General features: G+C 63.6%; 13 protein-coding genes. 11 read left to right on the top strand and 2 right to left on the bottom strand.

The window, feature by feature from the left end; all coding sequences use genetic code 11:
- Positions 1-118 precede the first annotated feature (118 nt).
- The 10 genes from BM348_RS06700 to BM348_RS06750 all read left to right on the top strand — a co-directional run bounded on the left by BM348_RS06700 (position 119) and on the right by BM348_RS06750 (position 10,245).
- Positions 119-2,023 (top strand): DHH family phosphoesterase, encoded by a 1,905-nt coding sequence (locus BM348_RS06700; protein WP_092903135.1) that lies wholly within the window; start codon positions 119-121, stop codon positions 2,021-2,023.
- Between the two features lie 232 nt (positions 2,024-2,255).
- Positions 2,256-3,044, top strand: a complete 789-nt coding sequence (locus BM348_RS06705; protein WP_092903137.1) for a class I fructose-bisphosphate aldolase — start codon at positions 2,256-2,258, stop codon at positions 3,042-3,044.
- Positions 3,045-3,180: 136 nt separating this feature from the next.
- Complete coding sequence (glpR, locus tag BM348_RS06710; protein WP_092903139.1) at positions 3,181-3,948, top strand: HTH-type transcriptional regulator GlpR; 768 nt, start codon at positions 3,181-3,183, stop codon at positions 3,946-3,948.
- Positions 3,945-4,868 carry a 1-phosphofructokinase gene (gene pfkB, locus BM348_RS06715; protein ID WP_092903141.1) on the top strand — a complete coding sequence of 308 codons (924 nt, stop codon included), beginning with the start codon at positions 3,945-3,947 and terminating at the stop codon, positions 4,866-4,868. The genes glpR and pfkB overlap by 4 nt, the downstream gene beginning before the upstream one ends.
- A gap of 234 nt (positions 4,869-5,102) precedes the next feature.
- Entirely contained in the window at positions 5,103-6,302 is a 1,200-nt protein-coding gene (locus BM348_RS06725) for a PTS fructose transporter subunit IIC (RefSeq protein WP_092903144.1), read from the top strand.
- Between the two features lie 48 nt (positions 6,303-6,350).
- Positions 6,351-6,827: a PTS sugar transporter subunit IIA gene (locus BM348_RS06730; protein WP_092903146.1), complete on the top strand. Its 477-nt coding sequence runs from the start codon at positions 6,351-6,353 to the stop codon at positions 6,825-6,827.
- Positions 6,824-7,114: an HPr family phosphocarrier protein gene (locus tag BM348_RS06735; protein ID WP_092903148.1), complete on the top strand. Its 291-nt coding sequence runs from the start codon at positions 6,824-6,826 to the stop codon at positions 7,112-7,114. The genes BM348_RS06730 and BM348_RS06735 overlap by 4 nt, the downstream gene beginning before the upstream one ends.
- 4 nt (positions 7,115-7,118) lie before the next feature.
- Positions 7,119-8,816, top strand: a complete 1,698-nt coding sequence (gene ptsP, locus BM348_RS06740; protein ID WP_092903151.1) for a phosphoenolpyruvate--protein phosphotransferase — start codon at positions 7,119-7,121, stop codon at positions 8,814-8,816.
- Positions 8,813-9,307 (top strand): PTS fructose transporter subunit IIB, encoded by a 495-nt coding sequence (locus BM348_RS06745; protein ID WP_092903153.1) that lies wholly within the window; start codon positions 8,813-8,815, stop codon positions 9,305-9,307. The genes ptsP and BM348_RS06745 overlap by 4 nt, the downstream gene beginning before the upstream one ends.
- Before the next feature lie 101 nt (positions 9,308-9,408).
- Positions 9,409-10,245: a class 1 fructose-bisphosphatase gene (locus BM348_RS06750; RefSeq protein WP_092903155.1), complete on the top strand. Its 837-nt coding sequence runs from the start codon at positions 9,409-9,411 to the stop codon at positions 10,243-10,245.
- 86 nt (positions 10,246-10,331) lie between these two features.
- On the opposite strand, the gene BM348_RS06755 is transcribed toward BM348_RS06750, so the two are convergent.
- Positions 10,332-10,655, bottom strand: coding sequence for a hypothetical protein (locus tag BM348_RS06755; protein ID WP_092903157.1), 324 nt, complete (start codon positions 10,653-10,655; stop codon positions 10,332-10,334).
- 106 nt (positions 10,656-10,761) lie between these two features.
- Here BM348_RS06755 and BM348_RS06760 point away from each other — a divergent pair, with 106 nt between their 5' ends.
- Entirely contained in the window at positions 10,762-11,700 is a 939-nt protein-coding gene (locus tag BM348_RS06760) for an A/G-specific adenine glycosylase (protein ID WP_092903159.1), read from the top strand.
- 58 nt (positions 11,701-11,758) lie between these two features.
- Here BM348_RS06760 and BM348_RS06765 read toward each other — a convergent pair whose 3' ends face one another.
- The gene (locus tag BM348_RS06765; RefSeq protein WP_217641995.1) at positions 11,759-12,619 is read right to left on the bottom strand and encodes a formate/nitrite transporter family protein; all 861 of its coding nucleotides are present in this window, start codon (positions 12,617-12,619) and stop codon (positions 11,759-11,761) included.
- Positions 12,620-12,703: the final 84 nt, after the last annotated feature.

Here is a 12,703-nt window from a genome sequence, read left to right on the forward strand (position 1 = left end):
CGATCGGGATGATTTCGAGTCGAACTCGAGTCCGCATCAAGTCGCCGTTCGACCGGACTGCGGTTCGTCTCGCGTCTTGACAAGGGTTATACGCGCCCATCTCAAATACCGGGGCAAGATGACACGTGAGTCTGCCGGGGGCCCCGGCGACGACGACGGAGATTCCGTCGTATATGATCTTGCTGCCGATTGCACCGCTGATGATCTCGAAGAGGGACGCTCGTATCTCGCCGAAATCAACGGTATCGTCGAGTACGGCGTGTTCGTCGACGTCTCCGACTCCGTCTCGGGACTCGTCCACGAGTCCGTCCTCGACGGCACCTACGGGGTCGGCGACGAACTCGTCGTCGAACTCGAGAGCGTACGCGACAACGGCGACCTCGCGTTCGAACCGTCCGACACCGAGAGCTACACGCTCGAGACGGTCGAACACGATTACGCGCTCACCGGCACCAACCGACTCGAGGCGAACGTCGGCGACCAGATCCACCTCGAGGGCGAGGTCGTGCAGGTCAAACAGACCGGCGGCCCGACGATTTTCCACGTGAGCGACGAGTACGGCGTCGTCCCCTGTGCCGCGTTCGAGGAAGCTGGCGTCCGCGCCTATCCGTCGATCGAGGTCGGCGACGTCGTTCGCGTCACCGGCAGTCCGGAGCGCCACGAGGGGACCGTCCAGATCGAAGTCGATGGGCTCACGAAACTCGACGGCGAGATCGAAGCCGAAGCGCGAGAGCGACTCGAGGCCGCCCTCGAGGAGCGCGCCCAGCCACACGACGTCGAACCGCTCATCGACTGGCCCGCGTTCGAGAAACTTCGCCCGAACCTCGAAGAAGTCGCCACGCGGCTTCGCCGAACGGTTCTCGAGGGCCGTCCGATCCGCGTTCGCCACCACGCCGACGGCGACGGGATGTGTGCCGCCGTTCCCGTCCAGATCGCACTCGAGCGCTTCATCGCCGAGGTTCACGAGGACGACGACGCATCCCAGCACCTCATCAAGCGCCTGCCGGCGAAAGCGCCGTTCTACGAGATGGAAGACGCGACGCGAGACCTGAACTTCGCGCTCGAGGATCGGGAGAAACACGGCCAACAGTTGCCGCTCCTGTTGATGCTCGACAACGGCTCGACGGCCGAGGACGTTCCGGCCTACGAGACGCTCGCCCACTACGACATTCCGATCGTCGCTATCGATCACCACCATCCGGATCCCGACGCGGTCGAAGGACTGCTCGACGCTCACGTCAATCCGTACCTCCACGACGAGGATTACCGGATCACGACGGGCATGCTCTGTGTGGAACTCGCGCGGATGATCTTCCCCGAACTGACCGACGAACTGCGACACATCCCGGCCGTCGCCGGCCTCTCGGATCGGTCGAAAGCCGACGCGATGGACGACTACCTCGCGCTCGCAGACGAGGAAGGCTACGACGAGCAGCGATTGCAGGACCTGAGCGAGGCGCTCGACTACGCCGCGTTCTGGCTTCGCTACAACTCGGGCGACCAGTTGATCACCGATCTCCTCCAGATCGACTGCGACGACGAGGCCCGTCACCGCGAACTCGTCGAGTTCTTCTCCGACCGCGCTCGCACCGAAGTCGACGAGCAACTCGAGGCCGCGATGTCCCACCTCGAGCACGAGGACCTCGCGAACGGCGCGCACCTCTACCGGATCGATGTCGAGAACTACGCCCACCGGTTTACCTACCCAGCCCCCGGGAAGACGACGGGCGAGATTCACGACCGGAAGATAGAGGAGACGGGCGACCCCGTCATCACGGTCGGTTACGGCCCGGACTTCGCCGTCCTGCGCAGCGACGGCGTCCGCCTCGACATTCCCGTGATGGTCTCGGAACTCGAGGAGGAAGTGCCGGGTGCGGGCGTCTCCGGCGGCGGTCACCTCGTCGTCGGTTCGATCAAGTTCGTCAAGGGCAAACGCGAGGACGTGATCGACGCACTCGTGGAGAAGATGGCCGAAGCCGACATCGACGAGGAGCTTTCGGCCGCGGCGCCAATCGACGACTGAGCCGCGCCGATTCGGTTTCGCTCGAGTAGCGACGAACGCCTGGAGTCCCGTTTTCACATTCTTTCGGTCGGTGGTGAAGGACCCGAAGGGAACTTCGAGTCGACAACGAGTCGCGAGTGTGACTCCCGCGTTCGAGAGCTATTGTTTGTCACACTATTAATTGCATATATAACAATAGAAAACAATCACAAACGGTACTACTTAGCCACTATGTCTACTCATTTATGATTGAATGCGACAGCTTACCGACTCACCGCTCGTACGGAACGGCAAATCGATCATTCTCGCCCACGACCACGGACTTGAGCACGGGCCGACCGCGTTCGACGAGGTTCCGGAACGGCTTGATCCCCGATCGGTCTTCGAACTCGCGACCCACGACGCCGTAACCGGGTTCGCCGTACAGAAGGGGTTGGCGGAGACGTACTACCCGTCCTACGAGGACGACGTGAATTTGCTCGCGAAGCTCAACGGGACGAGCGGTCTCTGGATGGGCGAACCGTACTCGCCCCAGACGTGCTCGGTGGACTACGCGCTCGAGCTCGGTGCCGACGCGGTTGGCTACACCGTGTATCCGGGGACCAACCGCGAACCGGAGATGTTCGAGGAGTTCCGGGACGTTCAGGAGCAGGCTCGCGAACACGACGTACCGGTCGCCATGTGGTCGTACCCGCGCGGACAGGCGCTCAAAGAACACCGCAAACCGTCGGTCATCTCGTACGCGACTCGAATCGCACTCGAGCTCGGCGCTGACATCGCGAAGGTGAAGTACCCGCGCAGCGGCCGGGCGATGGCCGACGCGGTGGCGGCGGCCGGCGACGTCAACGTCGTGTTGAGCGGCGGCTCCAAGACCGACGACTACGAGTTCCTCTCGCTGGTCGAGACGGCGATGAACGCGGGCGCGAGCGGCCTGGCGGTCGGTCGCAACGTCTGGCAACGCGAAAATCCCGAACAGATTCTCGACGCGCTCGAGGCGGTCGTCTTCGAAGAGGCAACGGCCGACGAGGCGCTTGCCGAGTGATGGCCGCTCGAGCGATCTATCGCGCGAACGGCACTCACAACTCTCGTATCGCCCGCCAAAAGCACTCGAGCAGAAACGAACACAATCAGATAGAAATATGAACGCATCCGCAGTAGTTGGGAGCAGACAGACAGCTATGCTCCCCGCAGTCAGAAAACGCGAGATCGTCGAGTTGGTGTCCGAAGAGGGCGAATGTTCAGTCGGCGATCTCGCCGCGGAGATGGACTGTTCGAAGGCGACGATTCGCCGTGACTTAAGCGACTTAGAAGACCGGAAGTTAATCGAGCGCTCACACGGCGGTGCGGTGCCGGTAACGACCGTCGGGAACGAACAGACCTACGGGCAAAAGGAAGTCCAGAACCTCGACGGGAAGATGCGAATCGGCGAGCGAGCCGCCGAGGAAATCACCGAGAATCAGGTCGTGTTCTTCGACGCTGGCTCGACGACGATGCAGGTGGCCAAGAACGCCCCCGAGAACAGGTCGTTCCTCGCGGTCACCAACTCGCCCGTTCTCGCCCTCGAGCTCGGCGAACAGGCCAAGGACGTGAAACTCACCGGCGGATCGCTTCGCCACGAGACGCGAGCGCTCACCGGGCCGAGCGCGGAGCGGTTCATGGAACGCACGAATTTCGACGTGTTGTTCCTGGGGACGAACGCGATCAAACCACCCGAGGGATTGATGACGCCAAACGAGGACGAAGCCCGGCTCAAGTCGCTCATGATCGAGAACGCGGGACGGGTCGTCCTCGTCTCGGACGGGTCGAAACTCGGCAAACAGAGTTTCGTGAAATTCGCCGAGGTCGAGGATATCGACGTGTTTATCACCGACGCGAAGCTGACCGACGAACAGCACGAACCGTTCGACGCCGCCGACGTAGAGGTAATCGAGGAGGTCGAGCAGTGATTCTGACGGTGACGCTCAACCCGGCGGTCGATCACACGCTGACCGTCGACGACTTCCCCGAGGCCGACCGGGTCGCACGGGCGAACGCCGCTCGCGTCGATCCCGGCGGAAAGGGGATCAACGTCTCGAAATATCTCGCCGAACTCGAGACCGAGACGGTCGCGACGGGCGTCGTCGGCGACTTCCTCGGTCGGTTCGTTCGCGATCGGTTGTCTGCGGGGGAAATAGAGGGCGATTTCGTCGAAATCGACGGTCGAACCAGGCTCAATACGACGATCCTGACCGACGACGCGGAGTTCAAGATAAACCACGACGGACCGCGGGTTTCGGCGGACGCAATCGACGAACTCCTCGAGACGATCGAGCGAAACGCACCCGACACCGTGGTCGTCGGCGGCAGTCTGCCGCCGGGTCTCGGCCCCGACGCGATCGATCGAATCGCCCGCGCTAGCGACTGGGAGACCGTCGTCGACGTCGGCGGATCAATACTCGAAGCGCTCGAGGCATCGTACGCGCTGTGTAAACCCAATCGCGAGGAACTCGCGACGGCGACCGGCCGCCCGGTGAACTCGCTCGAGGACTGTTACGACGCGGTCGAGACGCTTCGTCGAATGGGGTACGACCGGGTTATCGCGTCTCTGGGTGCAGACGGCGCGATCATGTCGACCCCGGAAGAGCGCATCCACGCGGGAGCGCTCGAGACCGAGGTCGTCGACACGGTCGGTGCCGGCGATTCGCTGCTGGCGGGCGTTCTGGCTGCGCTGGATGGTGGAGCGACGGACCGGGAAGCGTTACGAACCGGCGTTGCAGTCGCTTCGCGGGTCGTTTCGGTTCCCGGAACCGATATTCCGCCGCTCGACGAACTCGCCGGGACGACCGATCGCGTCGCCGTTTCGGCGTCGGCCGACCGCTCCAGATAGTTCACGATCAGTTATGATCGAATGGACTCCATCGATGTTCGCGTGCTCGACTCTGATCGATCGATGCTCGAGTTCGGACTCCGACTACATGCTGAATCTAACACACATTCGAAGCCGATTTTCGGTAGGCAGTTCGATAAACTTCGTGAACGCGCTAGTGTTTTATCCGGATTTTATATCCAGAAACAATCGTATTCGAAGATTATATTGATTAATACAGAGGTTATATAGACCATGCCATCAGCAGACAAAGCAGAAACCGCACTCCGGTCGCACGTCACCACGGTCAAAGAGGACGTGATGACCGGCGTGTCGTTCATGATTCCGTTCGTCACGATCGGGGGAATATTCACTGCGCTGGCGTACGCCGTCGCCGAGCTTCCCGATAGCGTTCTCGGCGTTACCTTGCCCGGCGCGGGAGCAACGACGGAGACGGTCTTCCAATCGACGGGAACGCTTCCGTGGTATCTGGGTGAAATCGGCGGACTCGGTCTGACGATGATGGTCCCCATTCTGGGGGCGTACATCGCCTACGCGATCGCCGATCGGCCAGGACTGGCACCAGGGTTCATCCTGTCGTGGGCGGTCCAGCAAACAGCGATCATCGGGGCCGCCGGCTCGCTCGTCGGCTTCACCGCGGACGGTGCCTCCGCCGGATTCCTCGGCGCACTGATCGCGGGGCTTCTGGCCGGGTACGTCGCTCGGTGGATCAAGGGCTGGTCGGTGCCGTCCGTCGTCGAACCCATGATGCCGGTATTGATTATCCCGGTGTTAACGACCGCGCTTCTGGCACCGCTCGTGGTCGTCGGACTCGGGGTTCCGATCGCGATCGTCGACGACACGTTGACGACGGTCCTCGGCTCTATGACTGGAGCGAACGCGCTCCTGCTCGGGGCGGTTCTGGGTGCGATGATGGCGGCCGATATGGGCGGCCCCATCAACAAAGTCGCGTACGTGTTCGCCACCGCGCTCGTCGGCGACCAGATTTTCGGACCGATGGCCGCCGTGATGATCGCCGGCATGACGCCGCCGCTCGGTCTGGCGCTCTCTAACTTCATCGCCCCCCAGAAGTACTCCGCCGAGATGTACGAGAACGCCAAAGCGGCGGTGCCCCTCGGTCTCGCGTTCATCACCGAGGGTGCGATTCCCTACGCCGCGGCCGATCCGCTCCGCGTCATCCCGAGTTGTATGATCGGGAGCGCGACCGCCGGTGCGACCGCGCTCTGGCTCGGCGTGACCATGCCCGCGCCCCACGGCGGCATCTTCGTGTTCCTGCTTTCGAGCAAAGCGCTCGTCTTCCTCGGGTGTATCGCACTCGGCACGATAGTGACCGCGACCGTCGCAACGGCTATCAAACCGGACTTCGAGAAAACGGTCGCCGACGTCGATGCCGAAACGGGCCCGACCGCACAGGCGGCCCAGACGAACGACTGATCGCCCTACGTTTAACAACCGCTCACCGCTAGACAACACGCATTCACCATGACTGAAACACTCTCCGAAGATAGAATCGAGACGCTCGCCCCCACCGAACACATCTCGCTCGAGTCGCCGCCCGCCGACAAACGAGACTGCATCGAATACCTCCTGGACCTGCTCGTCGAGGCGGACCGGGTCGACGACCGCGAGACGGCCCTCGAGGCGCTACTGGCTCGCGAGGAGGAGACGACGACCGGCGTCGGCATGGGTATCGGGATCCCCCACGCCCAGACCGAAGCCGTCAGCGAGCCGTCCGTGGCGTTTACCCGCTCGGAGGAGGGCGTCGACTTCGGCTCGATGGACGGCGAACCCGCCCGTCTCATCTTCATGATTCTTGTCCCCGAATCCGGCGCGGACGAACACCTCTCGATCCTGAGTACGCTCTCTCGAGCGCTCATGCACGACGAGACGCGCGATGAGCTGTACGCCGCGGAGACACCCGAAGACGTACAGGCAGTCCTCACGGAGGCGATCGCATGAGCGCAGAACGAACCGTGACAATCGTTCCCGAGGCCGGATTGCACGCGCGACCGGCCGCGAAATTCGTCGAAACGGTGAACGATCACGAGTCGGACGTGCAGGTCGGCCTCGCCGACGAGGACGACCTCATCGCCGCCGGAAGCATGATCGCGGTCACCAGCCTCGGTGCCGAAGCTGGCGAAGAAGTCCGACTCGTCGCGGACGGACCGGACGAAGAAACGACGCTCGATGCCCTCGAGCGCGTTCTGACCACACCAGAGGACGAGATCGCAGATGCAGACAGTTAGATCGATGCCGGAACGCACACTCACTGGAACGGGGGCGACGCCACGATCCGGCGTCGGGACGGTCGTCTGGTACAGTACATCGACCGACCTTCCGGACCCGGATTCCGTTTCCGTCGATCCGGAGAGCGAGCGCGAACGGTTCGAAGACGCACGCGAGATGGCTCGAGACGAACTCGAGGCCGAACGGGAACGGACCGAAGAACGCGTCGGCGAGCAGGAAGCCGAGGTCTTCGATGCCCACTTGCAGTTCCTCGCGGACCCGCAGATCGAAGACGGCGTCGAGCGCGCGACCGACGACGGACTCCCGGCCGAGAACGCGGTAACGCGGGCGTTCGCCGACCCGATCGAACAGTTCGAGGGAATGGACGGCCGGATGGCCGAGCGAGCGGACGACCTGCGCGACGTTCGCGATCGGCTCGTCAGGCTGCTCACCGACGGCGATCGAGTCGATCTCGGCAGCCTTCCCGAGGGGTCGGTCGTGCTCGCCGATCGGCTCACGCCGAGCGACACGGCACAGCTCGATCCAGATCGCGTCGCCGGGTTCGCCACCGCCACGGGCGGACGGACCTCGCACGCGGCGATCTTCGCCCGGTCGCTGGCGCTTCCGGCCGTCGTCGGCGTCGGTGACGACCTCCGCGACGTCGAAAGCGACGCGACGGTCGTCGTCGACGGCGACGCCGGCGAACTCGTCGTCGATCCGAGCGACAAGCGCCGGGAGACGGCACGGACCACCCACGAGGAGACGATCCACGAAGACCCGGTAACGACCGCCGACGGGACCGCCGTCGAAGTCGCCGCGAACGTCGGCCAGCCCGCCGAACTCGAGGGCGCGAAGGCGCGTGGGGCCGACGGTATCGGTCTCTACCGCACGGAGTTCCTATTTCTCGACCGCGAGCAGGCACCGGACGAGACAGAGCAGTACGAAGCGTATACGGACGCCCTCGAGACGTTCCCCGACGGTCGCGTCGTCGTCCGGACGCTCGACATCGGCGGCGACAAGCAGATTCCCTACCTCAACCTGCCCGACGAGGAGAATCCCTTCCTCGGGGAGCGGGGGATCCGACGCTCGCTCGGTCCCGACGCCGACCTGTTCGAGACGCAGCTTCGAGCGCTGTTTCGAGCAGCTGCGGATGGTGACGGACAGCTGTCGGTTATGTTCCCAGTCGTCGCGACGCCCGAGGAACTCGACGCCGCACTCGAGACAGTCGAGGCGGTCGCGGAGACGCTCGAGGCGGAGGGAGTCGACTATTCGATCCCCGAACTCGGCGTGATGATCGAAACCCCCGGCGCCGTCTTCGCCGCGCCGGAGCTTGCCGAACGGGTCGAGTTCCTCAGCATCGGAACGAACGATCTCACCCAGTACGTTATGGCCGCAGCGCGCGAAAACGAACGCGTCGCGGAGCTCCGAGATCCGCGTCGACCGGCCGTCTTGCGGGCCATCGCCCGAACGATCGAGGCCGCCCACGAAAACGATGCGTGGGTCGGCATGTGCGGGGAGATGGCCGGGGACCCGGATCTGACCGAACTCCTCGTCGGTCTCGGACTCGACGAGCTCAGTATGAGCGCGGTCACCGTTCCAGACGTCAAAGCGACCGTCCGATCGATCGAAACCGAGACGGCGACGGAGTACGCCTCTCGGGCGCTCGAGGCACCGACCAGAGAGCACGTTATCGACCGAATCCAACGCAACACCGACCAATGAAACTCGTCGCAATTACGTCCTGTCCGACAGGTATCGCACACAGCCAGATGGCAGCAGAGAACATAGAGACCACCGCCCGCGAGCAAGGCCACGACATCCAAGTCGAGGTCCAGGGCGCGATGGGTGCCGAAAACGAGCTTACGGCCGACGATATCGACGACGCCGATGCCGTTATCATCGCCGCGGACACGGCCGTCAATCAGGACCGTTTCGATCACAAGCCCGTCGTCGAGGGAACCGTCAAGGACGGGGTCAACGACGCCGAGGGACTGATCGAGGACGCAGTGCAACTCGCCGAGGGCGGCGAGACGGGCACCGTCGAAGCGAGCGACCGCGACGCCGGTTCGGAGACGGGCGATGGCGCTGGGACGGCAGCGGAGAACGAAGAGACGACGTCGGCTCGAGAGACCGATACCGATGCCGACACCAAACAGCTCGGCGGCGACCCATCGAAAGGGCTCTTCGCCCGGCTCCGGAGGCTATTCTCGTGAGTGGCCAGCTGGCCGCCGAACTCGAGACGAACGCAGCGGGCGTTACGTATCGACGGAGCGGACCGCGAGCCGACGGAAGCCGCGACGAGCGGGTGTAATCGATGACGGCGGTAGACCCGATCGTCGATGCGCTCGTCTCGAGCGTCCCCGACGTCCGTGAGAAATTGCGTACGGCCCGCGGAAAGACGGCGACGGAAAACCCGAGTGGCGACGTTCAGTCGGCCGCCGACCGGGAGATCGACCGGCTCTTTCGCGAGCGGGTGAGCGCCCTCGAGGCGGTCGGTGCGTACGCGAGCGAAGAACGCGAGGCCGTCGAAGACGTCGGCGACGGGTTTAGCGTCGCCATCGATCCGCTCGACGGGTCGTCGAATCTCCGATCGAACAACATCGTCGGAACCGTCGTTGGGATTTACGACGGGCCGCTTCCGGCCAGCGGTCGCGATCTCGTCGCCAGCATGGTGCTCCTCTACGGACCGTACACGACGATAACGGTCGCAGTCGACGGGACGGTCACGCGACACGTCGTCGACGACGGACGTATCGTGGACTCGAGTCCCGTGGCCATCCCCGACGAGGGCGACATCTGCGGGTTCGCCGGCTCGACGAACGAGTGGCCGGAGGCCGTCCGAGACTGCTGGAGCGAGTTCCATCGGAAGCACAAACTTCGGTACACGGGAGCGATGGTTGCGGACATCAACCATTTACTCGTCGACGGTGGCGTGGTCGGCTACCCCGAGCGAACCACGAGTCCGAGCGGGGACCTTCGACTCCAGTACGAAGCGAACCCGATCGCGTACATCGTCGAAGCCGCAGGCGGCCAGTCCTCGACCGGTCAAAAATCGATCCTCGACCGCACGCCGGAAACACTCCACGAGCACACTCCCGCCTACTTCGGGAATGCCGAGCGGATCGGTCTCCTCGAGTCGACGCTGTCGTGACGGTCGCTCCAACGCTACCGCGACGGTCGATCGGGTGGGCGTACTCTCACGCGGCCGCGTGACTACCGAACGGTTGCTGACTGGTTTCAGAACTGGTACCGGCGCTCGTCGTCCATCGACGGATAGTTGTCGGCACCGGTCATCTCGTCGAAGGTCATCCCCGAGAGGTACTCGTCGTAGGTGACGTCGAATCCGGAGCGCAGGTGAAAATCGAGGTTCCCGGATTCGACCGTCGTCTGAAAGAGCATGTGGACCGCGCGTCGGACGAGTTCGTCCGTCGATTCGGGCTCCATGGCGGTCTCGAGCAGCGCAAGTTCGTTTCTCGTCTCCCGGTCTAGCGCCACCTCGAGTTCGTCGCCCAGACTCGAGTACGATTCCGTAATCTCGTCGTTGAGGTCGTCGAGAGTCACATACTGGTGGACTCGAGTCGGTCGTATAGGGCTTTCGTGCTCGTCCGACATCGCAGCGGTCTCGCGGATCACCACGCCTAAACCGTCGCTTCCCTAACTCCCGGCGATGACAGACGCGCCAGCCGAGCAGGGTCGCCAGACGGCGTGGACGCTTCCGGAGGACCTCGAGGCCGTCCGAACGGCGCTGATCGAGTGGTACGCGGACGACCACCGTTCGTTCCCGTGGCGCGAGACCGACGACGCCTACGAGATCCTCGTCAGCGAGGTGATGAGCCAGCAGACCCAACTCGGTCGCGTCGTTGAGGCCTGGGAGGCGTTTCTCGAACGCTGGCCGACGACAGCGGATCTGGCCGCAGCGGATCGATCCGCTGTCGTCGGCTTCTGGACGTCTCACAGCCTCGGGTACAACAACCGGGCGAAGTACCTCCACGAGGCCGCCCAGCAGGTCGAAGCCGAGTACGACGGCGAGTTTCCCGAGACGCCCGACGAACTCGAGGAACTGATGGGTGTCGGACCCTACACCGCCAACGCGGTCTCGAGTTTCGCGTTCAACGCCGGCGACGCCGTCGTCGATACCAACGTAAAGCGGGTCGTCTACCGCGCGTTCGATATCCCAGACGACGACGATGCGTTCGAAACGGCCGCAAACCGACTCATGCCCGACGGCCGCTCGAGGGTCTGGAACAACGCCATCATGGAACTCGGTGGCGTCGCGTGTGAAAAGACGCCCCGCTGTGACGAGGCCGGGTGTCCGTGGCGCGAGTGGTGTCACGCCTATCAGACCGGCGACTTCACGGCTCCCGACGTTCCCACCCAGCCGAGTTTCGAGGGGAGCCGCCGACAGTTCCGAGGACGCGTGATTCGACTCCTCGACGAGCACGACGAGATGGAGCTCGACACGCTCGGCCATCGAATTCGCGTCGACTACGCGCCCGACGGCGAGCACGGGCGGGAGTGGCTTCGGGGCCTCCTTTCTGATCTTTCTGACGACGGTCTCGTCCAAGTCGAGAAACGGAGCGATCGAACGATCGTTCGCCTTCGATAGGCCGGTTCAGACTGGCTGAACTATTTCACCCCGATCGTTTTCGCGTTGGCTTGTCCGATCACTCGTTCCGATTTGCCGCCTCGAAATCGACGTCCTGTTTTTCGCCGGCCAGCGCGACGTGACCGTAATTTAACAGTCCGACGAACACGGCCCCGCCGACGATGTTGCCGATCGTCGTCCAGGTGAGAAAGTGCGCGAACTGGCCGATCGAGACGCCCTGTCCCAGGAGGATCGCCGTGAGAACCTCCGTCGTGCCGAGAATGCTGTGGTGGAAGGGGCCGAACCCGATCACGGCCGTGACGATGAGCACGAACAGGATCCGGCTGACGGTGTCCCGACTGGCCGCCGACAGCCACGTGACCAGCCCCATGAGCCAGCCGGCGATCACCGCGCTCGCGAAGATGACCCACCCCGGATAGGGGACCAGTGCGGTCGCTAACGTCCCGAACGCGCTCGCGTCGAAAATTCCGAGCGCTGGCCCGACGAGCGTGATGAGTCCGGCGAACAACGCGCATCCGACGAGGTTCGAGGCGTACGTGACTCCCCAGACGCGACCGAGTTCCTGGAACGTCGCTCTCCCGTCGAGCACTGGAAGGATCGCCATCGTCGAGTGGGCGGTGAAAAGCTCCGTTTGCCCGATGACGACGAACAGGAACGCGATCGAGGACACGCCGCCGAGTGCCGCCTGCTGGACGAGCCGCGACTCGAACCCGCCGGAATAGGTCAGCACCATCGCCATGAGCATCGCGCCGAAACTCAGGTTGAGCCCCGCGGACAGCCCCGAGAGAAAGACCCCTTTCGGCGGCCGGTTGATCTCCTTGAGCGCGCTTTCCATCTCGCGCTCGAGGATTTTCCGATAGGAAAGTGAGGCCCCGGACGGCTCGGTATCCGACGGTTCGGTATCGGACGATTCGGACATTATCTATCTTCACAGACTCCGCGAAGGAACATGAACTGTCGGACTTCGGGAGTGACGGACGTTTGTCTAGAGTTCGTGCTACGA

This window comes from Halostagnicola kamekurae, from assembly GCF_900116205.1.
In the GTDB taxonomy this organism is placed as follows: Archaea; Halobacteriota; Halobacteria; order Halobacteriales; family Natrialbaceae; genus Halostagnicola; species Halostagnicola kamekurae.